The following is a 26,205-nucleotide window of genomic DNA, read 5'->3' as shown; positions in this document are numbered from 1 at the left end:
AGACCGCTCAGCTGCCAGACCCGGCGGACACCCCGTCCCAGCCGGCCGGCGGCCCTCCGGCGCCCTCCCTCGCCTCCCGGATCTCCTCCGCCGCCTCGGGCGGCGCGGTCCAGGTGGTGCTGACCGTGCTCGCCGTCATCTGGCTGCTGCCCACCGCCGGCCTGTTGGCCTCGTCGTTCCGGGACCGGACCGACATCGCTGCCTCCGGCTGGTGGCAGGCGCTGACCTCACCGAGCGAGTGGACCGGCGTCAACTACGACGCCCTGCTGGGCACCGAGGTGTTCACGCAGTCGATATGGACCACGATCGCCATCACGGTGCCGGCCACCTTCCTGGTCGTGATCCTGGGCGCGGCGGCGGCGTACGCCTTCGCCTGCCTCGACTTTCCGGGCCGCGACTGGTGGTTCCTGCTGGTGGTCGGGCTGCTCGTGGTGCCCGTGCAGGTGGCGCTGCTGCCGGTGGCCCGGCTCTTCGACACCCTCGGGATCTTCGAGACGACGCTCGGCGTGGTGCTCTTCCACTCCGCCTTCGGGCTGCCGTTCGGCATCTTCCTGCTGCGCAACTTCTTCGCGGAGATCCCGAGCGAACTGCTGGAGGCGGCCCGGCTGGACGGCGCCGGCGAGGTCCGGCTGTTCTTTCGGGTGGTGATGCCGCTGGGCGGGCCGGCCATCGCGGCGCTGGCCATCTTCCAGTTCATGTGGGTGTGGAACGACATGCTGGTGGCGCTGATCTTCGCGGACTCCGGCAACCCGCCGATGACCGTCGCGCTCACCCAGCAGATGCGCCAGTTCGGCAGCAACATCGACGTCCTCGGCCCGGGCGCGTTCCTGACGATGCTGATCCCGCTGGCGATCTTCTTCGCCTTCCAGCGCCAGTTCGTCTCCGGCGTGATGGCCGGCGCGGTGAAGTAGCCGCCCGGTGGCACGGCCCGACAGGGCCTTCCGACCGGAACCGACGGCCCGCCCGCGCGATGCGCGGGCGGGCCGTCGGCCTCGTTCTGGCGGCTAGCGGTTGGTCCGGAGCAGCGTGCGCATGGTGCGCATCGCCACCGAGAGGTTGGCCAGGTCGAACGAGTCGGACGACTGGATCTCCCGGAGCGTCGCCCGGGCCCGGCCGAGGATCGCCGCGTTCCGCCGCGACCAGGCGGCGTAGCTCTCCTCGGGTCCGGCGTCCTGGTCCGCCGCGGCCAGCACGTCGGCGGTGATCAGCTGGTGCGCCGCGTACAGGTCCTCGCGGATCGCGGTGCGTGCCATGGACTGCCACCGGTCGGCGCGCGGCAGCTCGCTGATTCGATCCTGCAGCTGCGAGATGCCGAGCTGGTCGCCCAGGTGGTAGTACACCTCGGCGACGTCCAGCAGCGGACGGTCCGTGCGGTCGGCGACGGCGACGATGTCCAGCGCCGGGAAGACCGCGGAGAAGCCGGCCACCTGCTGGGCCAGGTCGTCCGGGACGCCGCTCGCCACCAGCTCGTCGTGCAGCTTGCCGTGCCACTCCCGGTCCTGGCCGCGCAGCAGCTTCGGCAGCTCGGCCCAGACCTGCCCGACCCGGTCGCCGAACAGCTCGATCGTCTCGGTCAGCCGCAGCGGCTGCGGGCGGTTGTTCAGCAGCCAACGGGCGCCGCGCTCGACCAGCCGCCTGGCGTGCAGCCGGATCCTGGTCAGCACCGGGGCCGCCACGTCGTTGTCCAGCCGCTCCGCGGTGTCCCAGATCTCGGCCAGGCCGAAGATCGCCCGGGACGCGGTGTGCGCCCGCACGATCTCCTCCACCACCGCGCCCGTCTCCTCGCCCATCCGGTGGACGAACGAGCAACCGCCGACGTTGACCGTGTCGTTGACCAGCAGCGTGGTGATGATCTCGCGGCGCAGCGCGTGACTCTCCATCTGCCCGATGAAACGGTCCCGCAGATCGGTCGGGAAGTACGCCCGCAGCAGCCGCTCGACGTACGGGTCGTCGGGCAGCTCGGTGTCGACCAGCTCGGCGGTCACCGTGAGCTTGGCGTACGCCAGCAGCACCGCCAGCTCCGGCTGGGTCAGGCCCTTGCCGAGTCCGCGCCGCTCCACGATCTCGTCGTCGGAGGGCAGGAACTCCAGGTCCCGGTCGAGGCGCTCCTCCTCGGTCAGCCGCCGGATCAGCCGCTGGTGCGCCAGGATCAGCCCGGGCGCGGTGGTCTGGGCGTTGGCCAGCGCCACGTTCTGGGCGTAGTTGTTCCGCAGCACGAGGGCCGCGACCTCGTCGGTCATCCCGGCGAGCAGGGAGTTCCGCTGCTTGACGGTGAGGTCGCCGGCGGCGACCACCGCGTTCAGCAGGATCTTGATGTTCACCTCGTGGTCGGAGGTGTCCACGCCCGCGCTGTTGTCGATCGCGTCGGAGTTGCACCGGCCGCCGGCCTCGGCGTACTCGATGCGGCCGCGCTGGGTCAGGCCGAGGTTGCCGCCCTCGCCGACGACCTTGGCCCGCAGGTCCCGGCCGTTGACGCGGATGGCGTCGTTGGCCTTGTCGCCGGCCTCGGCGTGCGTCTCCGCCGCGGACTTCACGTACGTGCCGATACCGCCGTTCCACAGCAGGTCGACCGGGGCCTTCAGGATCGCCTGCATCAGCTCGGCCGGGGTCAGCATGGTGATGCCGGAGCTGATGCCGAGGGCCTGGCGGACCTGCGGGGACAGGGGGATGGACTTGGCGCTGCGTGGGTAGACGCCGCCGCCCTTGGAGATCAGGCTCTGGTCGTAGTCGGCCCAGGAGGACCGCGGCAGCTCGAACAGCCGACGCCGCTCGGCGTAGGAGGCGGCCGCGTCCGGGGTGGGGTCGAGGAAGACGTGCCGGTGGTCGAAGGCGGCGAGCAGCCGGATGTGCTCGGAGAGCAGCATGCCGTTGCCGAAGACGTCGCCGGACATGTCGCCGATGCCGGCGACCGTGAAGTCCTGGGCCTGGGTGTCGTGCCCGAGCTCGCGGAAGTGCCGTTTGACGGACTCCCAGGCGCCGCGGGCGGTGATGCCCATGCCCTTGTGGTCGTAACCGGCGGAGCCGCCCGAGGCGAACGCGTCGCCGAGCCAGAAGTCGTAGGAGGCGGCGACGTCGTTGGCGATGTCGGAGAACGAGGCGGTGCCCTTGTCCGCCGCCACCACCAGGTACGTGTCGTCGCCGTCGTGCCGGACCACGGACTCCGGCGGCACCACCCGGCCCTCCACCAGGTTGTCGGTGAGGTCGAGCAGTCCCGAGATGAACGTCCGGTAGCAGGCGACGCCCTCGGCCAGCCAGGCGTCCCGGTCGACCCCCGGATCGGGCAGCCGCTTGGCGACGAAGCCGCCCTTGGCGCCGACCGGCACGATCACGGTGTTCTTCACCTCCTGGGCCTTCACCAGGCCCAGGATCTCGGTGCGGAAGTCCTCGCTGCGGTCGGACCAGCGCAGGCCGCCACGGGCGACCTTGCCGAACCGCAGGTGCACCCCCTCGACGCGCGGCGAGTACACCCAGATCTCGTACGCCGGGCGCGGCTGGGGCAGGTCGGGGATGGCCTGCGGGTCGAGCTTCATGGACAGGTAGGTGTGCGGCTTCCCGTCGCTGGCGTGCTGGAAGTAGTTGCAGCGCAGGGTGGCCTTGATGACGGTCAGGAACGCCCGCAGGATGCGGTCCTCGTCGAGGTTGAGCACGTCCTCCAGGGCGCCGTCCAGCTCGGCCAGCAGCGCGTCGGTCACCTCGGAGCCGGCGTGCTGCCGCTGCGGCGCGAGCCGGGCCTCGAAGAGCTTCACCAGCAGCCGGGTGGTGTGCTGGTTCCGTCGGAGGGTGGCCTCCATCCGCTCCCGGTTGAACCGGGCGCCGGCCTGCCAGAGGTACTTGGCGTAGGCGCGCAGCACCATCGCCTGCCGCCAGGTGAGGTCGGCCGAGAGCACCAGGGCGTTGAAGCCATCGTTCTCCGCGGCCCCGGTCCAGGCGGCGGCGAAGGCGTCCTGGAACCGCTCGCGGGCGTCACCGCCGAGGTTCCTGGTCAGCGCCTCGGGGATGCGCAGGCCGAAGTCGTAGATCCAGGCGGAGGATCCCCCGTTGGGGCGCAGCAGGTACGGGCGCTCGTCGACGACCTCCACGCCGAGGCAGTGCAGCACCGGCAGCACGGCGGACAGCGACACCGGCTCCCCGGTCCGGTAGATCTTGAACCGCCGCTCCTCGGGACCGGCGCCGACCGGCTCGTAGAGGCTGAGCGCGAAGTCCGGGCCCTCCTCCTCGGGCGCGCCCTCGGGCCGCAGCCCGATGACGTACTGCAGGTCGGCGACGGCGGCGCGCGGCGAGAAGTCCGCCTTGTAGCCCTCGGGGAACGCCTCCAGGTACCGCCGGCTGAGCTCGGCGGCCTGCTCCTCGCCGCATTCGGCGAGCAGCGCCTCCGCGAAGCCGTCGGTCCAGGACCGCGACGCCTCGGCCAGCCGCGCCTCGATGCGGTCGGTCTCGGCCTCGGTCAGCTCGGGCAGCTCGGTGCCCGGCTCCACCCGGACCACGAAGTGCAGCCGGGACAGCACCGACTCGGTGTTCCACGCGGTGAAGTCGACGCTGGTGCCGCCCAGTTCCTCGCTGAGGATCTCGGTCAGCCGGAGCCGCACCGAGGTGGTGTACCGGTCGCGCGGCAGGTACACCAGCGCGGAGTAGTACCGCCCGTACTCGTCCTGCCGCAGGAACAGCCGCAGCCGGCGGCGCTCCTGGAGCTGGAGCACGGCGGTGGCGATGGCCCGCAGCGGCTCCGCGGGGATCTGGAACAGCTCGTCGCGCGGGTAGGTCTCCAGGATCTGCAGCAGGTCCCGGCCGCTGTGGCTGTCGGACCCGAACCCGGCCGCGGACAGCACCTGGGCGACGCGGCGCCTGACCACCGGGATCCGCCGCACCGACTCGGTGTAGGCGGCGGCGGAGAACAGCCCCAGGAAGCGCCGCTCCCCGACCACCCGGCCCGCGGCGTCGAACGTCTTGACGCCGACGTAGTCGAGGTAGGAGCGACGGTGCACGGTGGCGCGGCTGTTGGCCTTGGTGAGGATCAGCAGCTGCGGCTCGCGGGCCTTGGCCCTGGCGGACGGGGACAGCCGGCTGAACGCGGCGGAGGCGGAGGGGTGGGGCGCGCCCGGATCGTGGCTGGGGTCGGAGCGGAGGATGCCGAGCCCGGTGCCGGGCACCGGACGCAGCGCGTCGTCGGTGCCGCCGTCCTCGTCCCGCACCAGCTCGTACTCGCGGTAGCCGAGGAAGGTGAAGTGGTCGTCGGCCAGCCACTCCAGCAGCTCGGCGGCCTCCGCGATCTCCGCCTCCGCGATGGTCTCGGGGAGCGGCTCGTCGGGCAGGCCCCCGGCGATGCTGACCGCCGCGTGGCGCATCTTCTGCCAGTCCTCGACCGCCTCCCGGACGTCGCCGAGCACCCGGCGCAGGTCGGCCTCGATCTGGGCCAGATCGTCGCGGTCGGTCTCCCGGTCCGTCTCGACATGGATCCATGCCTCGACGAGGGCGTCGGGCGGCAGTTCGGCCGGGTCGCAGGAGGTGGCCGCCGGCCCGTCGGGGTCGAGTCCGGTGTCCAGTACCTCGATCAGCCGGCCGGTCACGTCGCGGCGCACGACGACCTGGGGGTGGATGACGAGGTGGATGGCGCGTCCCTGCCGGGACAGCTCGTTGGTGACCGAGTCCACCAGGAACGGCATGTCGTCGGTGACGACCTCGACGACGGTGTGGCTGCAGGTCCAGCCCATCTCGTCGACGGTCGGGGTGTAGACCCGCACGTTGGCCGTGCCCTGCGGGCGCCGGGCGGCCAGCCTGCTGTGTGAGATGGCGGCGCCGGCCAGATCCTCCGGCTGCCGCTCGGTCAGGTCCTCTGGGGCCACGTAGAGGTAGTAACGCTGGAGGTAGGTCCTGAGCGTGGCGGCGTCCATGCCGTCGGCGGAATGCCCGGCTCGCTGCGCGTGTTCCGCCACGGTGGCGGCCCGCTCAAGCTGTTTGGCCTTGGCTTCGTCCAGCTGTTTGGTGTGCATCCTCTGTCTCTAGCTCCTGTTGCCGCGCACCGTTGCGTGACGTCGAGATCGGTCACCGGGCAGGACTCGGCACCCCAGGGGTGCTCTCGCGGCCGAGCCGCTCCCGGGGGAAGTGACCAGCGAAGGGCCGGGACACGGGCAGGCGGCACCGCGCCAGGCCGGTGCGGAGACCGCAGTCGGACTGATCACCCCACCAAACTACTCCGACTCGCGGGGTTCGGGAGGGGGAGGTCAGCGTGAGGTTCCCCGCACTCCGAGGAGCTCGCCGGCCACGGCCACGGCCTCGGCCAGGGTGTCCACGACCGGCACCCCCGCGCTGAGCAGGCTGCGCCTGCTGTGCGAGCCGCCGGTGTAGAGCACGGCGCGCGCGCCCGCCTGCGCGGCGGCGCGCGCGTCGTCCGTGGCGTCCCCGATGACCACCGCGCGGTCCGGGTCCAGGCCGTCCAGCATCCGGTGCAGCGCGTCGAGGTGACGGGCCATCTGGGCCGCCTTGCCGCTGAGGCTGCCCGTGCCGGTGTTGCCGTCGACGCGCACGAAGTGCCGGTCGATGCCGAGCCGGGTGAGCCAGGGGCCGAGCCGCCCGTGCTCGGCCAGCGAGCACACCGACTGGGTCTGGCCGGCGTCCTGCCAGGCGGCCAGCAGCGCCGCGGCCCCGTCGGTGAGCCCGGCGGTCTCGGCCCGGGCGAAGTAGTGCCGGTGGAACGTCTCGTCCATCACGGCCCACTCCTCGTCGGTGGGCAGCCGCCCGATCAGCCGCTCGTAGAAGAGCGGGATGGGCACGCAGAACAACTCCCGATACCGCTCCAGGGTGATCGGGGCTATCCCGATCTCGGCGAACGAGGCGTTGGTGGCCTCGATCACCACGTCGGTGTCGTGGAGCAGTGTGCCGTTCCAGTCCCAGACCAGGTGGGCTCGGAGGGCGGAGGTCGGTGCGGCCATACCTCCAGACGGTAAGGGGCGACACTGACAACGGCGAAGCATTTTGTGGCACCGGCGGGCGAGCCGGCCGGCGGCCGCGCGGACCCGCCCAGGTCGGATCGGGTCGGGTCGGGTCGGGTCGGGAACAGGTCAGGTGGGGCAGGGCGGGCCAGGTGGGACGGATCAGGTGTGGCAGGTCAGGTCAACTGGTCGATCTCCTGGACCGCGTACCACAGCAGTTCGTGGTCGGCGGCGCCGTCCACGGTGAAGCGGGCGTCCTCGTCGCCCAGGTCGGCCGCGGCCAGGGCCTCGGCCGCCGCGGCGACGTCCGGCTCCGCCTCGGCGCCGTCGACGTGGACGGAGGCCACCGTGGCCACCTCGACCGGCTCGGTCAGCCGCACCTCGCCCTGCGCCTCGGCCGCCAGCATCCGGTCGGGATCGGCCACCGCCGAACGGTCCGGCACGTCGGCGGCCAGCACGACGCGGCGCCGCGGCGCCACGGGGTCGATCGCCAGCAGCCGCAGCGACGCCTGCGCGGCGCGGCTCAGCGCGGCGTACTCCAACTCCTCCTGGTTGCCCTCCCGATACCACTCGCGCAGCGCCGGGGTGACGGCGTAGGCGGTCAGCGGCGCCGGGCCCGAGCGGCCGTTCCGGTGCAGTTCGGCGAGGGCGGTGAGGGTGAGGGGAAGGTAGACGCGCATCGACTCGCAGCTTTCTCTCGCGGCCTCGTTGCCGGCTCCGTGGAGAGGCCAAGAATACGGGCTCCCGGCGGCCGGTCCAGTCTTGCCTTCGCGTGACCGATTGATTACCCTACGCATTGGTTACTCGCGAGTAGCCACAGTGGACAGGGACCGACGGGGGAGGTCATATGAGGACGGGCAACCGAGGACCAGGGCCGGCCGCGCCGGCCGGCAGGCGCGACGGGCGGCGCCCGGCGCGGACGGTCGGCACGGTGCGACGCCCGCTGCCGCCGCAGGAGTGGTTCGCCCAGCAGCTGCTGCTGGTGCTCAGCGGCCAGCGGCCGGTGCACGCGCTGCTCGGCCATGCCAGGGACCGGGCTTACGAGCAGCTGGGCCGCCTGGCGCCGGACACTCCGCTGCGGCCGCCGCCGGGCCGGCGCGGCGCGCCGGTGCTGCGCAGCGTGGGCGTCTGCCGGCCGAGCCCGGACGCGATCGAGGCGTTCGCCCGCATCGCGACCGGCGACCGGACCCGCGCCCTCGCGTTCCGCCTGGAGCGCGCGACCACCGGCCGTTGGCTCTGCGCGGCCGTCGAGCTCGACACGGTCCGCTGACGCGGCCCACCCGAGAACACGCCGGGGCCGGCGGCACACGTGCCACCGGCCCCGGTCACCCTCCGGTCGCGCCGGGGGTGTCACCGCTGTGTCACTTCTTGCGGCGGCGGCCCTTCTGGGCGGCCTTGCGGCGCTCCGCGCGGCTCGTGCCCGGCTGCGCCTCGCCCGAGCCGCTCGACGTGCCCGCGCTGGCGCCCTCCGCCTGGAAGTCGCCCTCCACGACGCCACCGGCGCTGTCCACCGTGGGCGCGGAGAAGTGCAGCCGGTCGGCCCGCTTCGGCGGCTCCAGGCCCTTGGCCCGGATCGCCGGCCGGGCGCCGGCCGCCGCCGGGGTCGGGCTCGGCGCCGGCTCCTTCGGCTCGCCCTTGGCCAGGTCCGGCTGCTGGGCGCCGCCCTGCACCGGCACCTGCTCGACCTGCCGCTCCACCTGGACCTCCAGGTTGAACAGGTAGCCGATGGACTCCTCCTTGATCCCCTCCATCATGGCGGTGAACATGTCGAAGCCCTCGCGCTGGAACTCCACCACGGGGTCACGCTGGGCCATCGCGCGCAGCCCGATGCCCTCCTGGAGGTAGTCCATCTCGTAGAGGTGCTCGCGCCACTTCCGGTCGAGCACCGACAGCACCACGCGCCGCTCCAGCTCCCGCATCACCTCGGCGCCGAGCTCCTTCTCGCGCTTGTCGTACTGCTTGTGCACGTCCTCCTTGATGGAATCGGCGATGAACTCGGGGGTGAGGCCCTCCCGGTCACCGACCTCCTCCTCCAGCTCCTCGACGGTCATCTGCACCGGGTAGAGCTGCTTGAACGCGCCCCACAGCCGGTCCAGGTCCCACTCCTCGGCGAAGCCCTCCACGGTCTCCGCGTGCACGTACGCGTCGATCGTGTCGTCCATGAAGTACCGGATCTGCTCGTGCAGGTCCTCGCCCTCCAGGACCCGGCGGCGCTCGCTGTAGATGACCTCGCGCTGCCGGTTGAGCACCTCGTCGTACTTGAGGACGTTCTTGCGGATCTCGAAGTTCTGCTGTTCGACCTGGCCCTGGGCGGAGGCGATGGCCCGGGTGACCATCCGGTTCTCGATCGGCACGTCGTCCGGCACGTTCGCCATGGACATCACGCGCTCGACCATGCCCGCCTTGAACAGCCGCATCAGGTCGTCGCCCAGCGACAGGTAGAACCGCGACTCGCCGGGGTCGCCCTGCCGGCCCGAACGGCCGCGCAGCTGGTTGTCGATGCGGCGCGACTCGTGCCGCTCGGTGCCCAGCACGTACAGCCCGCCGAGCTCCTTGACCTCCTCGAACTCGGCCGCGACCGCCTTCTTGGCGCGCTCCTGCGCCTGCGGGAGGGACGACGTCCACTCCTCCTGGTGCTCCACCGGGTCCAGGCCGCGGCCGCGCAGGTCGGCCTCGGCGATCTTCTCCGGGTCGCCGCCCAGCTTGATGTCGGTGCCGCGGCCGGCCATGTTCGTCGCCACGGTGACCGCGCCCCGGTGGCCGGCCTTCGCGACGATCTCGGCCTCCCTGGCGTGGTTCTTGGCGTTCAGCACCTCGTGCCGCACGCCGCGCTTGTTCAGCTGCTGGGAGAGGTACTCGGACTTCTCCACGGAGGTGGTGCCGACCAGCACCGGCTGGCCCGACTCGTGCTTCTCGACGATGTCCTCGACCACCGCGGCGAACTTGGCGACCTCGGTGCGGTAGATGAGGTCGGCCTGGTCGAGGCGGGCCAGCGGCTCGTTGGTCGGGATGGGCACGACGCCGAGCTTGTAGATCTGGTGCAGCTCGGCGGCCTCGGTCATCGCCGTACCGGTCATGCCGGCGAGCTTCGCGTAGAGGCGGAAGTAGTTCTGCAGGGTGATCTTGGCGAGCGTCTGGTTCTCGTCCTTGATCTTGACGCCCTCCTTGGCCTCGATCGCCTGGTGCATGCCCTCGTTGTACCGGCGACCGGCCAGGATGCGGCCGGTGTGCTCGTCGACGATCACGACCTCGCCGTCCAGGACGACGTAGTCCTTGTCGGCCTTGTAGAGCTCCTTGGCCTTGATGGCGTTGTTGAGGTATCCGACCAGCGGGGTGTTGACCGACTCGTAGAGGTTGTCGATGCCCAGCCAGTCCTCGACCTTGCCCACACCCGCGTCGTGGATGGCGACGGTGCGCTTCTTCTCGTCGACGTCGTAGTCGCCCGTCTCCGGCTCCTGGCGGCTGGGGACGGCCGGCTCGCCCCGCTCCAGGCGCTTCACCAGCTTGGCGAAGTCCGCGTACCACTTGGTCGCCTGGTCGGCCGGTCCGGAGATGATCAGCGGCGTCCTGGCCTCGTCGATGAGGATCGAGTCGGCCTCGTCGACGATCGCGTAGTTGTGGCCGCGCTGCACCAACTCGTCCTTCGACCACGCCATGTTGTCGCGCAGGTAGTCGAAGCCGAACTCGTTGTTCGTGCCGTAGGTGATGTCGCAGCCGTACTGCTCGCGGCGCTTGGCCGGCGACATGCCCGACTGGATACAGCCGACCGTGAGGCCGAGGAACCGGTGCACCCGGCCCATCCACTCGGAGTCACGCTGGGCCAGGTAGTCGTTGGTGGTGATGAGGTGCACGCCGTCGCCGGACAGCGCGTTCAGGTACGCCGGCAGGGTGCCGACGAGGGTCTTGCCCTCACCGGTCTTCATCTCCGACACGTAGCCCCGGTGCAGCGCCGCACCGCCCATCAGCTGGACGTCGTAGTGCCGCTGGCCCAGCACCCGCTTGGCCGCCTCGCGGACCGTGGCGAACGCCTCGGGCAGCAGGTCGTCCAGGCTCTCTCCCCCCGCGTACCGCTCCTTGTACTCGTCGGTCAGGGCCGCCAGCTCCGCGTCGGACAGACCAAGGAAGTCCTCTTCAATGGAGTTCACCTGCCTGGCGATGCGTTGCAGCTGGCGAAGGATCTTGCCTTCACCTGCGCGCATGATCTTGTCGAAGACGGACACGAGGACTGGTCTCCTTGCCGGTCGGAAGGCAGGGCCCCGGGGGCCATGAGTAGGTGCGCGGACGCGGCGGAGTGGCCCCGCCGCACCGGCCATGGTATGCGAGCGCCGGGACGACTGTCAGTGCTCGGCCGTACGATCCCTCGCATGACTGCCGCACGTGCCGCACGCTCGACCCGGGCTTCCGCCACCGCACCGTCCGCCTCACTATCCGCCGACGAGGCCCGCCGGATCATCCTGCACGCGCAGGGGCTGCTGGGCGCGCCCGATCGGCGAGCCGGCGTGCGCGGGATGCTGCGCCGACTGGGCGCGGTGCAGCTGGACACGATCGCGGTGCTGGCCCGCTCGCACGAGCTGGTGCCGTACGCGCGGCTTGGTGCGGTCGGCCGGGACGCCGTGGAGCGAGCGTACTGGACGCCGGGCGGCTCCGACGGGTCCTTCGAGTACTGGTCGCACGCCGCCTGCGTGCTGCCGGTCGAGGAGTGGCCGCTGTTCGCGTTCCGGCGCCGGGCCCGGCGGGCGCGGGGGCACCGCTGGCACCGGCTGGCCGACCGCGACCGCTCGCTGGCGCTGGTGCGCAAGCAGCTCGCCGAGGAGGGCCCGCTGACCGCCACCGAGCTGGGCGGCGCGAAGAAGGGCGGGCCCTGGTGGGACTGGTCGGAGACCAAGATCGCGGTGGAGTGGCTGCTGGACACCGGCGAGGTGGTGTGCCGGGAGCGGCGCGGCTGGAAGCGGGTGTACGACCTCGCCGAGCGGGCCATCCCCGAGCCCTTCTTCCACGACGACCTCGACGACCGGGAGTGCGTGCGGCGCCTGGTCGCCCAGGCCGGTGCGGCGCTCGGCGTGGCCACCCGGGCCGATCTCGCCGACTACCACCGGCTGCTCGGCGCCCAGGTCGCCGTCGTGCTGCCCGACACGGGTCTGGTGCCGGTGTCGGTGCAGGGCTGGCGAGAGCCGGCCTGGGCCGACCCGGCGGCCCTGGAGACGCCGCCCCGCGGCCGGCACCGCACCACGCTGCTGTCGCCGTTCGACTCGCTGGTCTGGGACCGCCCGCGCACCGAGCGTGTCTTCGGCTTCACCCACCGCCTGGAGGCGTACGTGCCGCGGCCCAAGCGGGTCTACGGATACTTCGCGATGCCCCTGCTGTCCGGCGGCCGACTCCTCGGCCGGGTGGACCCCGCCCGTGAGGGCCGCACGCTGATCGCCCGGCACGCCGCGTTCGAGGGCGAGCAGACGCGCGCCGCCAAGGCGATACCCGCGATGGCGCGGGCCCTGGTGGAGGCCGCGAGCTGGGTGGACTGCGAGGACGTCCGGATAGACCTGACCACGCCGGCCGAGCTGCGCGAGGCGCTGACGGCCGAGGTCGCGGAGGCGCTGGCGGCCCACTGAGCGGCCGGGATCAGCCGGTCTCCAGGTCCAGGATCTTCTCCCGCATCGCGTAGACCACGGCCTCCATCCGCGAGTGCAGCTGGAGCTTCTCAAGGATGTTGCGTACGTGGTTCTTCACGGTGTTCTCACTGATGAAGAGCTCCTTGGCGATGTCCCGGTTGTTCCGACCCGTGGCCACCAGCTTGAGCACCTCCATCTCCCGGTCGGTCAGCTTGGGGGCGGGCACCAGCCGGCGCTCGTCCGTGCGCTGGATCATCGACTTGAACTCGGTGAGCAGCTTCGCCGCCATCGACGGGCTGATCTGCGACTGGCCGTCCGCCACTGCCCGGATCGCCGCCGTCACCTCGTCGGTGGAGATCTCCTTCAACAGGTAGCCGGTGGCGCCCGCCTTGATCGCGTCGTAGAGGTCGGCCTCCTCGTCGCTGATCGTCAGCATGATGATCCGCGCGCTCGGCGCCACCTCCTTGATGGAGGTGCACGCCTCGATGCCGCCGCGTCGGGGCATCCGCACGTCCATCAGCACGATGTCGGGCAGCAGGTCGGCGGCCTTCTCCACCGCCTCGGCGCCGTCGCCCGCCTCGCCGACGACCTGGATGTCCTCCTCCTGGGCCAGCACGATCTCCAACCCCCGCCGGAAGAGCTCGTGGTCGTCCACCACCAGCACCCGGATCGGCTCGCGTGCGGAGCCGGCGTGTCCCTCCCCCGGCCGGGCGGGCTCGGCGGCACGCCCCAGATCACCCCGGGGCAGCGTCCGGGGCATCGTTGGCCCGAAGCCGTCCACCATCCGTCATCCCCCTACCCGCCGAAGCCTCACCAACCGAAGCGCTCACCAACAGAGAAGCGCGTGACGCGCGTTGGCACGCCTCATAATTCCATGACAACCCCTGGCCGGCGCCGAGTCCGACCAGGGGTTGACGGGCGGATGTCAGGCTCCCAGGGCTCCACCAGCGCCCTGCGGCTCGGACTCGGCGAGCGGGTCGGCCTCCAGGCGGATGACGCCGTAGTCGTACGCGTGGCGCCGGTAGACGACGCTGGGCAGCTTGGTCTCGGAGTCGACGAAGAGGAAGAAGTCGTGTCCGACCAACTCCATCTCGTACAGCGCCTGATCGAGCGACATGGGCGCCGCCGCATGGGTCTTCTCCCGGACCACCAGCGGCCCGTCGCCCTGGACCTCCAGGCTGCCGATGTGGCGCACCGGCGGTGCGGTGCGGGACTCGGTCCTCGGGAAGCTCAGGTCGTGGCCGTTGATCGGGGCGGCGTCACGAACCACGTCGCCGACCTCGCTGGCCGGGATGCGGCCGCGACCGCGGCGGCTGCGGCGCTTGTCGTGCTGCCGACGAAGCCGGGACTCCAGCTTCTCCACAGCGAGGTCCAGGGCTCCGTACGGGTCGGCAGCCGACGCCTCCGCCCGCACCACCGGACCGCGGTGCCGAAGCGTGATTTCCACCCGGTCGGAACGGTCGGCCTGGCGGGGGTTGTGCTCCTTGGACACCTCCACGTCCAGACGGGTCACCTTGCCGTCGATCCTCTGGATCTTCTCCAGCTTGAGCTTCTCGGCCACGTGCCGCCGGAACCGTTCCGGCACTTCGGTCTTGCGGCCCTTGACGACGATGTCCACGCAGAACTCCGTTCCCGGACGTGCTCCGCCGAGGCGGCGGAGCGCCTCCTTTGGTGCAGTCGTGCCGGGGAGCGTTCACCGGCGCTCACCCGGCGCTACCTCGGGTTGCGGCTTTCACCTCCTTCTCCCCCAGCGAGAAGATCGCCACCCCACCGAAATCGGCGGGAACGACGACGATGTCGTGCGCCAGCGTTGAACCTGCGGTAGGCGTCTCATATGCACTTTTGCGGCGATAGTGGTATCGCGTCTAGTTCCGAAACTACCTCGAACGGGTGAGTGTCGGCATCCTTACCGGCCCGTATACCCGCATCATTCTCATCCACCGGCCACCACGGCCGCCCCGAACAGCCGGCCGCCCGCGGCCCGCACCGCCCTGGCCGCCTCGGTGAGCGAGGCGCCGGTGGTGACCAGGTCGTCCACCAGCAGCACGGGACCCGCGCCCGCCAGGGCCCCGGGCGGAGCCGCGAGCGCGCCCGACAGGTTCGCCAGCCGCTGCGCCGCGGTGAGCCCGGACTGGTCGGTGACCCGGCGTCGTTGCCGCAGCACCGCGCGCACCCGGGCCGGCCGGCCCTCGGCGCGCAACGCACCGGCCGCCGCCAGCGCGACGCGGCGCACCGGATCGTGCCCGCGCCGGGCGACCGAGGCCCGGGCCGAGGGCACGGGCACCAGGCTCAGCTCCGCCGCGACGCCCACGGCCCCGCCGGCGGCGCACGCCGCTCGCACGCTCACCGCCAGCGCCCGGCCCAGCGGCGCGGCCAGCGCCAGCATCCCCCGCTCCTTGTGGGCCAGCAGCACGGCCCGGGCCATGTCGGCGTAGCCCGCCGCGGCGAAGACCGGAGGCAGCCCGGGCGGCTCGGGCGACGGCCGCACCCGGCGCGCCGGGCCGGCGCACAGCATCCGCCGGCAGCCCTCGCACAGCACCTCGTGCCCCGCGCCGCACCCGGCACAGGCCGTCGGCAGCACCAGTCCGCGGATCTCCCGCCACCATCCCCGCATGGCACCACCGTGGCCCACCCACGGCCGGCGGCGCGACCCCCGAACGGGTGCACTCGGAGCGCCGGCCCAGCTCAGCGCGCGAGGTCAGCCGGGCAGGTCAGCCGGGATAGAACGGCCCGGTGCCGTCCTCACTGACGAGCTTCCACTGGGAGTCGTCGCCGAGCCTCGCGATGCCGTCCGCCGTCTCCGCCAGCAGTGGCTTCCGCTCGTCCTCGGCGTCGGCGATCCCGGTGACGTCGTTGAGTCCCGGCATGGTCGGGGTGATGGCCAGCGAACCGTCCGTGGCGACGGACTGCCATCCCTCCACGCCGTCCGCCGGCCGGCCCACCACCATCAGCTGGCTGCCGCCGGCCCAGGAGGCCGCCGCGACGTTCTCCAGCTGCGGCGCCAGCCGCCGCAGGTCGTCCACGGTCACCACCCGGTCGTCGCCCGCCCCGCTGCGTTCGATCCGGCCCAGTTGCAGCGTGGTCTGCTCGCCCTCCGTGACCAGCATCGCGATCCGCACCCCGTCGGAGGCCACCCGCAGCGCCTCGATCTGCTGGTCGGGGCGCAGCCCGGTGACCGGGATCTCCTGGGGTTCGCCGGAGCCGCTGCGGAGCAGCAGCAGCTGCTGTCCCTCGACCGGGTCGCGGTCGGCGAACCACAGGTCGCCCAGGCCGTCCCAGCTCGGCGCGGTCAGGCCGGGATCGTCGGGGCCGGTCAACTCACGTTGGTACACGGGCTCGGACAGCGCGTCACCGCCGAAGAGCGGCGCGACGTAGAGCGAGGAGCCGTCCGCGGAGACCCCGGCGGCCCAGTCCTCGTTGCGGCTGACCGCGGCCGACCGCAACGCGACCTCGTCGCGGCTCAGCGGCCCGGACAGCGCCACCGGCTCGGCGTCGTCCTGCGGCTCGACCGTCACCAGATGCTGGTCCCCGTCCAGGAAGTAGGGTTGTTCGGTCTCGCCGTCCAGCAGCCCGGGCGCGTAGGCGCCCGCCTGGGTCCGGGTCAGCTCGCACAGCAGCGTGCCCGCCTCGTTGGCCAGTCGGGCCTCGACCAGCTCCACCGAGGCCAGCACCTCGACCGAATGCAGCAGCTGGGCGCCCATCCGCTCGCACTGGGCGGTCGACCAGTCGTCGCGCGGCACGCCGGCCAGGCGCACGCTCAGGTGGCCGGACTCGTCGATCTCCGGCTCCTCCCCCTGCGCCATCGTCACGCCCTCGGGGAAGGCCGTGTTGACCACCGGGTCCAACCAGCCGCTCGGCCCGTCCAGGAGCGTGTCCACCAGCTCGGATATCGGGTCTATCCAGCGGCGCACGTAGATCGGGTCGGCGACCAGCACGTCGTCACCCCTGGTGACCCGGCTGGTCTCGGGCCCGAGGTCCGCGAAGTAGTAGGCGTCGACCGGCCGGTAGATCCGGCGGAAGTCCGCCTCGGCCATCACCAGGCCGGCCGGCAGGTCGTCGATGCGCCACTGGCCGTCCACCAGCCGCAGCTCGAACGAGGCCTCGTAGGGCATGCCGTTCTGCGGCGCGTACACCCGCGACGAGTCCACAGCCGCCAGCTGGGTGCCGCTGATCTCGACCCGGAAGGTCTCCCCGCCGCCCTCCAGGCCCGGCTCGCTGACCGACTGCTCGAAGTTCGGCCCGGACGACAGCACCATCGTGCCGTGGAACGGGTCCCAGTCCCCGCGCCGCTCCGGGGTGAGGTACCGCTTCGCGGTCTCGAAGTCCGCCTCGTCGCTGGTGACCGCCTCCAGGAAGCCGCGCACGATGTCCTGCGGCGGGGCGTCGTCCTCCGGCGGCACGCCGAAGACCCGCACCTGCGACTCGCCCTCCGAGAGCTCCGCGGAGTCCGCCTGCTGCACCGGGCCGCTGCCCGGCATCGAGGCGCAGCCGGTCAGCAGCAGCCCCGCCGAGACCAGCAGCGCGGCGCCACGGCGCGGCCGCCAGGCGCGGCGGCGGCGCGGCGCGCCCCTCGTCGCGGCGCCCGACGCCGTCCCTCGTGTCCCCTCAGCCCTCATGGCCGCCCTCTCTGCTTCCGTCCAGGGCCGGCTCGCCGCCGGCGGGCGCCGAGACCGCCCCCGACTGCGCCGGGATGCTCCCGGCCAGCGCCGCCCGGCGGCCCCGGGAGTCGCTCGGCTCCAGCGGCAGCGGCGAGCCGCGCAGCACCCCGCCCGCGACCCGCGGCAGCGTCAGCCGGAACTGCGCCCCGCCACCCGGCTCGCCCCACGCCTCCAGCCGCCCGCCGTGCAGGTGGGCGTCCTCCACGGCGATGGACAGGCCGAGTCCGGTGCCGCCCGTGGTGCGGGCCCGCGCCGGGTCGGCGCGCCAGAACCGGTTGAAGACCCGCTCGGCCTCGCCGGGCCGCAGCCCGATGCCGTGGTCGCGCACCGCGATGGCCACGGAGCCGCCGTCCCGGCTGGCCGCCAGCCGCACCACGATGTCGCCGCCCTCGCCGTGCTCGATCGCGTTGACCACGAGGTTGCGCACCACCCGCTCGATGCGCCGGGGATCGACCTCGGCCATCACGGGCCGGGTGTCGCCCCTGATCAGCAGCCGGCTGCCCCGGCGCTCGGCCAACGGCTCCGCGCCCTCGACCACCCGCTGCGCCACGTCCCGCAGATCGGTCAGCTCGGCCTCCAGATGGGCCGCGCCCGCGTCGAACCGGCTGATCTCCAGCAGGTCGGCCAGCAGCGACTCGAACCGGTCGAGCTGGCTGAGCAGCAGCTCCGCCGAACGCGCCGTGGCCGGATCGAACTCGCCGCGCGACTCGTGTATGACGTCCGCGGCCATCCGCACCGTGGTCAGCGGGGTGCGGAGCTCGTGCGAGACGTCGGAGACGAAGCGCCGCTGCATCCGGGACAGCGCCTCCAGCTCCAGGATCTTCTGCTGGAGGTTGCGCGCCATCTTGTTGAACGACTCACCGAGCCGGGCGATGTCGTCCTCGCCGCTCACCTTCATCCGCTCCCGCAGATGTCCGGCAGCCAGCCGCTCGGCGATCCGGGCGGCCATCCGCACCGGGGTGACCACCTGGCGCACGACCAGCCAGGCGATGGCGCACAGCAGCACCACCACGAAGAGGCCGGCGGTGGCGATGGTCGTGGTGACCAGGCCGAGCGACTTCTCCTCCTGGGTGAACGGGAAGAGGTAGTACAGCTGGTAGTAGTTGCCCTGGTTGTCCGGCACCCGCTTGCCGATGATCAGCGCCGACTCGGTGCTGCCGTCCTGCCGGACGATCATGCCGTACTGCCAGTGCGGGTCCGCGTTGCTGCTGTCCACCGCGGCCCGCAGCTCCGCGGAGATGCTCGCCTCCGGCTGCAGGTCGGGGGACGAGCGCGGCCCGCGCGGCGCCGCCACATCGTCCCCGGGGAACGTCGTGGCATAGCTGGAGCTGAGCGCCGCCACCGAGTAGACGCCCTGCCCGCCGCTGGCGAGCCGCCCCACGACGTCGGTCACCCACTGACCCGGGTCCGTCATCTGTCCGGCCGCGGCGTCCGGGGCCTCCTCGGGGTCACGGGCCAGGTCCTCGGCGACCGCGAAGCCGCCGCCGGCCTGGCTCTGGGCCGTCTGCCGCTTGGCCTCCAGCAGCCCGTTGCGCACCTGGCCGATCACCACCACGCCGAGCACCAGCACCACCGTCATCGACAGCAGCAGGGTGCTGGCCACCACGCGCAGCTGGATGTTCCGCCGCCACAGCCGCATGACGGAGAGCAGCGGGCCACGGGCCCAGCGGCCGAAGATCCGGATGGCAGGCTGCGCCCGGCCACCCGCGGCGCCCTCGGGCAGCAGCCGGGAGCCGTGCCGCCACAGCCGGTCGGTCACCTCAGCTGGACCCTGCCTTGTACCCGACGCCGCGGACGGTGACCACGATCTCGGGGCGCTCCGGGTCCTTCTCCACCTTGGAACGCAGCCGCTGCACGTGGACGTTCACCAGTCGGGTGTCCGCCGCGTGCCGATAGCCCCACACCTGTTCGAGCAGCACCTCGCGGGTGAAGACCTGCCAGGGCTTGCGCGCCAACGCGACCAGCAGGTCGAACTCCAGCGGCGTCAGCGAGATGGCCTGGCTGCCCCGCTTGACCGAGTGCCCGGCGACGTCGATCACCAGGTCGCCGATGGCCAGCTGCTCGGGCGTCGGCTCCTCGGAGCGCCGCAGCCGCGCCCGGATCCGGGCGATGAGCTCCTTGGGCTTGAACGGCTTGACGATGTAGTCGTCGGCGCCCGACTCCAGGCCCACCACGACGTCCACCGTGTCGCTCTTCGCGGTGAGCATCACGATCGGCACCCCGGACTCGCCGCGGATGAGCCGGCACACCTCGATGCCGTCCCGCCCCGGGAGCATCAGATCCAGCAGCACCAGATCCGGCTTGATCTCGCGGAAGGCGGCCAGGGCCTTGTCCCCGTCGGCTACGAACGACGGCTCGAACCCCTCGCCCCGCAGCACGATGCCGAGCATCTCCGCCAGCGCGGTGTCGTCATCGACGACGAGTACGCGTCCCTTCATGCCTTCATCATCCCATTACCTGATCGTGACGTTGTCGAACGTGACTTGGAACACACTTCCCCGGGGTTACCCGGTCAACTGAGGGCACCGCGCGCGCCGAGCGGCGCGATTTCGGCCATTCGCACAGTGTGCCCGCCCGGTCCCGGTGGGCGAAATCCAGGGGCCCGGGCCGCACACCGCGACTTCCGCCGGCCCTGTCCTACCGCCATGGCACGATGGGCGCCACCTTTCCGTTGAACAAGCGACCAGCGAAACGCACCAAGTAGCGAACCAGGGGTAGAGGAGACACCGAGAGCGACGCGCGCGGCCCCCCGGCCGCGCGGGCGCCGACGGCCGCATCCCGACTAGGAGACCATCGTGAGCGACTCGCCGGGCTGGGCGTCGCCCGGATCGCCACCGCCGGAGGACGGCGCGAACGAGCCGCGGGGCGGCGAACGCGACGCCCCGTCCCCCCAGCAGCCGGACCAGGCGCCGGGCCAGCAGCCGGAACGGCCGCCGGGCCCCACCCTGGACAAGACGCCGGACCAGCCGTCGCAGGCGGCGTCCCCGCCCCCCGGCCAACCACCGGGACAGCCACCGGCCGCACCGGCGCCGGGCGGCTGGGGTGGCCAGCCACCCGCCGGCTGGGGCTGGCCGGGCCAGCAGCAGGGGTGGGGCGGCCAGCCGCAGGGCTGGGGCGCGTGGCAGCCGCAGTTGCTCGCCGCCAAGCCCGGCGTCATCCCGCTCCGCCCCCTGGGCGTCGGCGAGATCCTCGACGGCGCGGTCTCCATGGCCCGGGCCCACTGGCGCACGGTGCTCGCGATAGCGCTGGGCGTCGCCGTGGTCACCCAGCTGATCTCCACGATCGCGATGCGCATCTGGCTCAGCGACAGCTCGGGGCTCGCCGCGTTGGAGGACAACCCGTCGCCCACGGAGACGGAGGTGCGGTCGGCGCTCGCCGACCTCTTCGCGTTCTTCTCCGTGGCCAGCATCGTCACCCTGCTCGGCACCGCCCTGGCCACGGCCATGCTCACCATCGTCGTCAGCCGCGCGGTCCTCGGCCGCAGCGTCACGATGGCCGAGGCCTGGCAGGACTCGCGCAGCCGGCTGCCGCGGCTGCTCGGCCTGGTGCTGCTCGTGCCGCTCGTCGCCGCCCTCGCCGTCGCCGTGCCCACCCTGCTCACCGCCCTGGTGGGCGGCTTCGCCCTGGCCGTGCTCGGCGTGCTCGGCGGCATCGTGCTGGCGGTCTGGCTGTGGGTCAGGTTCTCCCTCGCGGCACCCGCCCTGATGCTGGAGCGGCAGGGCGTGAAGGAGGCGATGCGCCGGTCCTGGAGGCTGGTCGGCGGCTCCTGGTGGCGGGTCTTCGGCATCCAGCTGCTGATCCTCGTGCTGCTCACGATCGTCGCCGGCATCATCGAGTTCCCCGTCTCCGTCATCGCCGGGATCGCCGCGGGACAGGGCGCGGACAGCTTCTTCGAGGGTTCGGTCGACGAGCTGACCTGGACCTATCTCGTCATCTCCGGCATCGGCGCGGTGATCTCCTCCACCATCACCCTGCCGATCAGCGCCGGGGTCACCGCCCTGCTCTACATCGACCAACGGATCAGGCGCGAGGCACTGGACCTGGAGCTGGCCCGCGCGGCCGGGCTCGACAGCCCGACCGTCCCCGGACCCGCCGGCCCGCTCGGCTACCCGGGATATCCCGGACACCCCGGATACCCGGGCCAGCCGGGGCAACCGGGTCACCCCGGCCAGCCGGGGCATCCGGGAGGCTGACGGCATGCCGCCCCTGGCGGAGGGCGCCGCGCTGGTCGGCGCCCGGGTCGTCGACCCGGTGTCCTCCCTGGTCGCCGCCGTGCCCGCCGCCCGGGGGTCGGACGAGCCGGGGCCGCCGGTCGAGGTGGGTCGCGACGCCGCGCGGGAGGCCGCCGAGCGCGAGCTGAACAAGCCGATGTACGCCGAGCACGAGCCGGGCCCCGTGCGGCGCGTCTGGAACTGGGTCTGGGAGCACGTGTTCGGCGCCCTGGAGTCCGCCGCCTTCAACACCCCGGGCGGCTGGCTCGGGCTGCTCCTCATCCTCGTCCTGGCGGTCGGCCTGATCGTCGCGCTGCGGATGCGGCTCGGCGCCCTCCGGACCGCCGCCGGTCCGCCGCGGGCGCCGCTGTTCACCGACCGGCCGCGCAGCGCCGCCGAGCACCGCGCCGCGGCGGCCGAGCACGCCCGCGGGGCGCGCTGGGACCAGGCGGTACAGGAGCGGCTGCGGGCCGTGGTCAGAGCCCTGGAGGAACGCGTGCTGCTCGAACCGCGCCCGGGCCGCACCGCCGACGAGGCCGCCGCCGAGGCGGGCCGGGCGCTGCCAGGGCTGGCCGCCGAGCTGCGCGCCGCCGCCCACACCTTCGACGAGGTCACCTACGGCGGCCGACCGGCCGGCCAGGCCGACTACGACCGGCTGCGGGAGCTGGACGAGCGGCAGCAGCACAGCAAGCCCGATCTGACCACGACCCGCCCGGCGGCCTCATGAGCGCGCCCGCCGTCGACACCGTGCGGGACGGCCCGGTCCCGGACGGGTCGGGCCCGGGGACGGACGGGCCGCCGGCCGCGCCCACCGCCGTCTCGCCCGACGCCCGCCAGCTCTGGCGGCGCGGCCGCGGCCTGCTCGTGGCCGCCGCGATCCTGGTGTTGGCCGGCCTGATCATCGCCCTGTTCTCCGCCGGCGAGGACGGCAGCCTGCACCCCCGCTCCGCCACCCCGCACGGCAGCCGGGCCGTGGCCGAGCTGCTCGCGGAGCGCGGGGTCACCACCACCCTGGTCTCCACCGCCGCCGCGGCGGCCGCCGCTGCCGGCCCGGACACCACCCTGCTGGTGGCCCGCCCCGACGCGGTCACCGAACGACAGCTGCGGGATCTCCGGGAGGCCACCCGGGGCAGCGGCGGGGGGACACTGCTGGTCGCCGCCGACCAGTCGGTGGTCGACGTCTTCGCGCCGGGTGTCGGCGCCAGCGACCCGGTTCCGGCGAGCGAGTTGGCGCCGGCCTGCGCGGCCAACACCGCCGACGGCCGACGGCTCGGCCGGGACGTCGGCAGCGTCGAACTCGGCGGCCACGGCTATCTCGTGGGCGAGCCGCTGCCCCCCTCGACGCCCTTCGCCTGCTACCCCCTGGCCGACTCCCCGGTGCCGCTGCCGACCCTGCTCGCCCTGGACGCCGGCGCGGGCGGCGACACCGTGCTGCTCGGCTCCCCCGACATCCTGTACAACGAGAGCCTCGACGAGCACGGCAACGCCGCCCTGGCCCTCAACCTCCTGGGCTCCCGGCCCCATCTCGTCTGGTATCTCCCGGCGCCCGGCGACGTGCCGCCCGACGAGGACTCCGAGGGCCTGGTCAACCTCCTCGACCCCGGATGGCGTTGGGCCGCCCTGCAGCTCGGCGTGGCCGCCGCCCTCGCCGCGCTCTGGCGTGGCCGCCGGCTGGGCCCGGTCGTCACCGAGCGGCTCCCCGTCACGGTGCGGGCCGCGGAGACCACCGAGGGCCGGGCCCGGCTCTACCACCAGACCAGGGCCCGGGACCGCGCGGCCGAGGCACTCCGGGCCGCGGCCCGCACCCGGCTGGCGCCGCTCGTCGGCGTCCCGCCCCGCGCCGCGCACGCCCCGGAACAGCTGCCCTCGGCGGTGGCCGCCCGCGCCGGCCGGGATCCGGCCGTGGTGCACGCGCTGCTGTTCGGCCCTCCGCCGCCCGACGACGCGGCCCTGGTCCGGCTCGCCGACGACCTGGACGCGCTGGAGCGACGCGTCGCCCCCGCCGCGTCCGGACCACCGCACCCCGCCGGCCCGTAGCCTGGGGAGCCCCGGCAGCAGCCCTCCGCACCGACAGACACGCGACAGACAAGGACCGCCGACCGTGACCGCCCCAACAGATGGAAGCCCGCGCGCCGCCCTGGAGGCCCTGCGCGGCGAGATCGGCAAGGCCGTCGTCGGCCAGGACGCCGCCGTCACCGGCCTGGTCGTCGCCCTGCTCTGCCGCGGCCACGTGCTGCTCGAGGGCGTGCCGGGCATCGCCAAGACGCTGCTGGTGCGGGCCCTCGCCACGGCGCTGGAACTGGACACCAAGCGCGTGCAGTTCACGCCCGACCTGATGCCCAGCGACGTCACCGGGTCGCTCGTCTACGACGCCCGCAGCGCCGAGTTCTCCTTCCAGGCCGGGCCCGTCTTCACGAACCTGCTGCTGGCCGACGAGATCAACCGCACCCCGCCCAAGACCCAGGCGTCGCTCCTGGAGGCGATGGAGGAGCGCCAGGTCTCCGTGGAGGGTGAGCCACGGCCGCTGCCCGACCCGTTCATGGTCGCCGCGACGCAGAACCCGGTGGAGTACGAGGGCACCTACCCGCTGCCCGAGGCCCAGCTGGACCGTTTCCTGCTGAAGCTCAACCTGCCGCTGCCCAGCCGCCAGCAGGAGATCGACGTGCTCGCCCGGCACGCGGCCGGCTTCGACCCGCGCGACCTCGGGGCCGCGGGCGTGCGGCCCGTCGCGGGCGCCGCGGAGCTGGCGGGGGCCCGGGCCGCGGTCGCGAAGGTCACCGTCTCTCCGGAGGTCACCGGCTACGTGGTCGACCTCTGCCGGGCCACCCGCGACTCGCCCTCGTTGTCGCTCGGCGCCTCACCGCGCGGCGCCACGGCCCTGCTGGCCGCCTCGCGCGCCTGGGCCTGGCTGTCGGGCCGCGAGTTCGTCATCCCCGACGACGTGAAGGCGCTGGCGCTGCCCACGCTCAGGCACCGGGTGCGGCTGCGCCCCGAGGCGGAGATGGAGGGCGTCACGCCGGACGGCGTGCTGACCGGTCTGCTGGCGCACGTTCCCGTGCCGCGCTGACGGCGGGTCCTCACGATGGCACTCAGCGGACGCACCGCCCTGCTCGCGGCGCTCGGCGCGCTGGTCGTCGGCCTGCTGCCCGGCTGGCACGGCCTCATCGCGGTGGCCGTGCCGCTGCTCGCCGCCGTGCTGTGCGACCTGGCGCTGGCCGCGCCGGTCCGCGGCCTCCGGTTCGAGCGCGGCGGCGCCGAGGCCGTCCGGCTGGGTGACACGGCGCGGGTGCACCTGACCGTCACCAACCCCTCGGGGCGTCCGCTCTCCGCTGAGCTACGGGACGCCTGGCCGCCCAGCAGTTGGCGGTCCGGCACGTCCTACGCCGCCTCCCGGCACCGTCTGACGGTCCCGGCCGGCGAGCGGCGCCGGGTGACGACCGAACTGTGCCCCGGCCGGCGCGGCGACCATCGGGCGGTGCGCGTCACCGTCCGCTCGCACGGACCGCTGGGCCTCGCGGCCCGGCAGGGCAGCCATGACGTCCCGTGGACGATCCGGGTGCTGCCGCCGTTCACCAGCCGACGGCACCTGCCGGCGAAGCTGGCCAGACTGCGGGAACTCGACGGCCGCACCACGGTGCTGACGCGGGGTGAGGGCACGGAGTTCGACAGCCTGCGGGACTACGTGCCGGGCGACGACGTGCGCTCCATCGACTGGCGCGCGACGGCCCGACAGTCCACGGTCGCCGTCCGCACCTGGCGGCCGGAGCGCGACCGTCACCTGCTGCTGGTCCTGGACACCGGACGCACCTCGGCCGGCCGGGTCGGGGACGTGCCCCGGCTGGACGCGGCGATGGACGCGGCGCTGCTGTTGACCGCGCTGGCCTCCCAGGCCGGCGACCGGGTCGACCTGCTGGCGTTCGACCGCCGGGTGCGCGCGAGCGTGCGGGGCCGCACCGGGGGCGAGTTGCTGCCGGCGATGGTCCGGGCGCTGACGCCGTTGGAGCCGGAGCTGGTCGAGACGGACACACACGCCCTGGCCGCGGCGGCGATGGCCGCGGCGCCGCGCCGCAGCCTGGTGGTGCTGTTCACGGGCCTGGACGCGGCTCCGGCGGAGAGCGGACTGCTGCCGGTGCTGCCGAGGCTGACGCGCCGTCATGCGGTGCTGGTGGCCTCGGTGGGCGATCCGCGGATCGCGGAGATGGCCGGCACCCGGGGCACGGTCGCGGGCGTCTACGAGGCGGCGGCCGCGGCCCAACACGAGGCGGAACGCCGCGACACCATGGCCCGGCTGCGCCGGCACGGCTCGGTCGTGGTCGAGGCTCCGCCGCCGGAACTCCCGCCGGCGCTCGCCGACGCCTACCTCCGCCTCAAGGCGGCCGGAAAGCTCTGACGGGCGCCCGCGGGGCAGGTTCCACCGGCAGGCGACAACGAACAGCGGGAGAACTGAAAGGGCGTCGACAAGAACGCAGAAATGGGTGTGGTCCCACCAGAGTTACCTGGTGGGACCACACCCATCATCAAAAATAGTCCGGCGGTGACCTACTCTCCCACACGGTCCCCCATGCAGTACCATCGGCGCTGGGAGGCTTAGCTTCCGGGTTCGGAATGTAACCGGGCGTTTCCCTCCCGCCATGACCACCGGCACAAACCCAAAAAAGGTCATGCCACAGTCGGCGAAAAAGTCATAGTGGACGCGAGCATCTGCGGACAAGCCCTCGGCCTATTAGTACCAGTCAACTCCACCCCTCACAGGGCTTCCATCCCTGGCCTATCAACCCGGTCGTCTTCCGGGGGCCTTACCCCC

Annotated in this window: 18 protein-coding genes and 2 rRNA genes; 8 read left to right on the top strand and 12 right to left on the bottom strand. The window is 73.0% G+C overall.

Going from position 1 to position 26,205, the window contains the following annotated elements:
* Nucleotides 1–11: 11 nt before the first annotated feature.
* Nucleotides 12–911, top strand: coding sequence for a carbohydrate ABC transporter permease (locus tag ABGB06_RS00100; protein ID WP_347585378.1), 900 nt, complete (start codon nt 12–14; stop codon nt 909–911).
* 93 nt (nt 912–1,004) lie between these two features.
* Here the strand turns inward: ABGB06_RS00100 and ABGB06_RS00095 are convergent, their stop codons facing one another.
* From ABGB06_RS00095 to ABGB06_RS00085, 3 genes are all read right to left on the bottom strand, one after another.
* The gene (locus ABGB06_RS00095; RefSeq protein WP_347584417.1) at nt 1,005–5,987 is read right to left on the bottom strand and encodes an NAD-glutamate dehydrogenase; all 4,983 of its coding nucleotides are present in this window, start codon (nt 5,985–5,987) and stop codon (nt 1,005–1,007) included.
* 231 nt (nt 5,988–6,218) lie between these two features.
* Nucleotides 6,219–6,926, bottom strand: coding sequence for an HAD family hydrolase (locus tag ABGB06_RS00090; RefSeq protein ID WP_347584415.1), 708 nt, complete (start codon nt 6,924–6,926; stop codon nt 6,219–6,221).
* A gap of 176 nt (nt 6,927–7,102) precedes the next feature.
* Entirely contained in the window at nt 7,103–7,606 is a 504-nt protein-coding gene (locus ABGB06_RS00085; protein WP_347584413.1) for a hypothetical protein, read from the bottom strand.
* Between the two features lie 167 nt (nt 7,607–7,773).
* On the opposite strand from ABGB06_RS00085, the gene ABGB06_RS00080 reads away from it, so the two are divergent.
* Entirely contained in the window at nt 7,774–8,196 is a 423-nt protein-coding gene (locus tag ABGB06_RS00080; RefSeq protein ID WP_347584411.1) for an Rv3235 family protein, read from the top strand.
* A gap of 91 nt (nt 8,197–8,287) precedes the next feature.
* Here ABGB06_RS00080 and secA read toward each other — a convergent pair whose 3' ends face one another.
* Nucleotides 8,288–11,146 carry a preprotein translocase subunit SecA gene (gene secA / locus ABGB06_RS00075; RefSeq protein ID WP_347584409.1) on the bottom strand — a complete coding sequence of 953 codons (2,859 nt, stop codon included), beginning with the start codon at nt 11,144–11,146 and terminating at the stop codon, nt 8,288–8,290.
* Nucleotides 11,147–11,290: 144 nt separating this feature from the next.
* Between secA and ABGB06_RS00070 the strand changes: the two genes are divergently transcribed.
* Nucleotides 11,291–12,532: a crosslink repair DNA glycosylase YcaQ family protein gene (locus tag ABGB06_RS00070; RefSeq protein ID WP_347584407.1), complete on the top strand. Its 1,242-nt coding sequence runs from the start codon at nt 11,291–11,293 to the stop codon at nt 12,530–12,532.
* Between the two features lie 10 nt (nt 12,533–12,542).
* On the opposite strand, the gene ABGB06_RS00065 is transcribed toward ABGB06_RS00070, so the two are convergent.
* From ABGB06_RS00065 to mtrA, 6 genes are all read right to left on the bottom strand, one after another.
* Nucleotides 12,543–13,316, bottom strand: a complete 774-nt coding sequence (locus tag ABGB06_RS00065; protein WP_347584405.1) for a response regulator transcription factor — start codon at nt 13,314–13,316, stop codon at nt 12,543–12,545.
* Between the two features lie 141 nt (nt 13,317–13,457).
* The gene (gene raiA / locus ABGB06_RS00060) at nt 13,458–14,150 is read right to left on the bottom strand and encodes a ribosome-associated translation inhibitor RaiA (RefSeq protein ID WP_347584403.1); all 693 of its coding nucleotides are present in this window, start codon (nt 14,148–14,150) and stop codon (nt 13,458–13,460) included.
* 315 nt (nt 14,151–14,465) lie between these two features.
* Nucleotides 14,466–15,146 carry a ComF family protein gene (locus ABGB06_RS00055; RefSeq protein WP_347584401.1) on the bottom strand — a complete coding sequence of 227 codons (681 nt, stop codon included), beginning with the start codon at nt 15,144–15,146 and terminating at the stop codon, nt 14,466–14,468.
* Nucleotides 15,147–15,243: 97 nt separating this feature from the next.
* The gene (locus ABGB06_RS00050) at nt 15,244–17,148 is read right to left on the bottom strand and encodes an LpqB family beta-propeller domain-containing protein (RefSeq protein ID WP_347584399.1); all 1,905 of its coding nucleotides are present in this window, start codon (nt 17,146–17,148) and stop codon (nt 15,244–15,246) included.
* Nucleotides 17,138–18,949: an MtrAB system histidine kinase MtrB gene (gene mtrB / locus ABGB06_RS00045; protein WP_347584397.1), complete on the bottom strand. Its 1,812-nt coding sequence runs from the start codon at nt 18,947–18,949 to the stop codon at nt 17,138–17,140. The genes ABGB06_RS00050 and mtrB overlap by 11 nt, the downstream gene beginning before the upstream one ends.
* Nucleotide 18,950: 1 nt before the next feature.
* Nucleotides 18,951–19,628 carry a two-component system response regulator MtrA gene (mtrA, locus tag ABGB06_RS00040; protein ID WP_347584395.1) on the bottom strand — a complete coding sequence of 226 codons (678 nt, stop codon included), beginning with the start codon at nt 19,626–19,628 and terminating at the stop codon, nt 18,951–18,953.
* Nucleotides 19,629–19,985: 357 nt separating this feature from the next.
* Here mtrA and ABGB06_RS00035 point away from each other — a divergent pair, with 357 nt between their 5' ends.
* From ABGB06_RS00035 to ABGB06_RS00015, 5 genes are all read left to right on the top strand, one after another.
* On the top strand, nt 19,986–21,383 hold the full coding sequence (locus tag ABGB06_RS00035; RefSeq protein ID WP_347584393.1) for a glycerophosphoryl diester phosphodiesterase membrane domain-containing protein: 1,398 nt from the start codon (nt 19,986–19,988) through the stop codon (nt 21,381–21,383).
* 4 nt (nt 21,384–21,387) lie between these two features.
* The gene (locus tag ABGB06_RS00030; protein WP_347584391.1) at nt 21,388–22,128 is read left to right on the top strand and encodes a DUF4129 domain-containing protein; all 741 of its coding nucleotides are present in this window, start codon (nt 21,388–21,390) and stop codon (nt 22,126–22,128) included.
* A complete protein-coding gene (locus ABGB06_RS00025; RefSeq protein WP_347584390.1) occupies nt 22,125–23,438 on the top strand; it encodes a DUF4350 domain-containing protein in 1,314 nt (437 codons plus the stop codon). Before ABGB06_RS00030 ends, ABGB06_RS00025 begins: the two co-directional genes overlap by 4 nt.
* Before the next feature lie 64 nt (nt 23,439–23,502).
* Nucleotides 23,503–24,468, top strand: coding sequence for a MoxR family ATPase (locus tag ABGB06_RS00020; protein ID WP_347584388.1), 966 nt, complete (start codon nt 23,503–23,505; stop codon nt 24,466–24,468).
* A gap of 15 nt (nt 24,469–24,483) precedes the next feature.
* On the top strand, nt 24,484–25,791 hold the full coding sequence (locus ABGB06_RS00015; RefSeq protein WP_347584386.1) for a DUF58 domain-containing protein: 1,308 nt from the start codon (nt 24,484–24,486) through the stop codon (nt 25,789–25,791).
* A gap of 136 nt (nt 25,792–25,927) precedes the next feature.
* On the opposite strand, the gene rrf is transcribed toward ABGB06_RS00015, so the two are convergent.
* Both rrf and ABGB06_RS00005 read right to left on the bottom strand, forming a co-directional pair.
* Nucleotides 25,928–26,044, bottom strand: a 5S ribosomal RNA gene (gene rrf / locus ABGB06_RS00010).
* Nucleotides 26,045–26,104: 60 nt separating this feature from the next.
* Nucleotides 26,105–26,205, bottom strand: a 23S ribosomal RNA gene (locus tag ABGB06_RS00005); the annotation flags it as partial.

It is taken from the genome of Streptomyces sp. B6B3 (genome assembly GCF_039871525.1).
Lineage (GTDB): Bacteria > Actinomycetota > Actinomycetes > Streptomycetales > Streptomycetaceae > Streptomyces.
Note: the sequence above shows the minus strand (reverse complement) of the source record. Positions and strands in the feature narration are given on the sequence as shown.

What these genes read in the sequence shown, in the direction of transcription:
- ABGB06_RS00095 (WP_347584417.1), bottom strand. Translation starts at nt 5,987, where the DNA reads ATGCACACCAAACAGCTGGACGAAGCCAAGGCCAAACAGCTTGAGCGG.
- ABGB06_RS00090 (WP_347584415.1), bottom strand. Translation starts at nt 6,926, where the DNA reads ATGGCCGCACCGACCTCCGCCCTCCGAGCCCACCTGGTCTGGGACTGG.
- ABGB06_RS00085 (WP_347584413.1), bottom strand. Translation starts at nt 7,606, where the DNA reads ATGCGCGTCTACCTTCCCCTCACCCTCACCGCCCTCGCCGAACTGCAC.
- ABGB06_RS00080 (WP_347584411.1), top strand. Translation starts at nt 7,774, where the DNA reads ATGAGGACGGGCAACCGAGGACCAGGGCCGGCCGCGCCGGCCGGCAGG.
- ABGB06_RS00070 (WP_347584407.1), top strand. Translation starts at nt 11,291, where the DNA reads ATGACTGCCGCACGTGCCGCACGCTCGACCCGGGCTTCCGCCACCGCA.
- ABGB06_RS00065 (WP_347584405.1), bottom strand. Translation starts at nt 13,316, where the DNA reads ATGGTGGACGGCTTCGGGCCAACGATGCCCCGGACGCTGCCCCGGGGT.
- ABGB06_RS00055 (WP_347584401.1), bottom strand. Translation starts at nt 15,146, where the DNA reads ATGCGGGGATGGTGGCGGGAGATCCGCGGACTGGTGCTGCCGACGGCC.
- ABGB06_RS00050 (WP_347584399.1), bottom strand. Translation starts at nt 17,148, where the DNA reads ATGAGGGCTGAGGGGACACGAGGGACGGCGTCGGGCGCCGCGACGAGG.
- mtrA (WP_347584395.1), bottom strand. Translation starts at nt 19,628, where the DNA reads ATGAAGGGACGCGTACTCGTCGTCGATGACGACACCGCGCTGGCGGAG.
- ABGB06_RS00030 (WP_347584391.1), top strand. Translation starts at nt 21,388, where the DNA reads ATGCCGCCCCTGGCGGAGGGCGCCGCGCTGGTCGGCGCCCGGGTCGTC.
- ABGB06_RS00025 (WP_347584390.1), top strand. Translation starts at nt 22,125, where the DNA reads ATGAGCGCGCCCGCCGTCGACACCGTGCGGGACGGCCCGGTCCCGGAC.
- ABGB06_RS00015 (WP_347584386.1), top strand. Translation starts at nt 24,484, where the DNA reads ATGGCACTCAGCGGACGCACCGCCCTGCTCGCGGCGCTCGGCGCGCTG.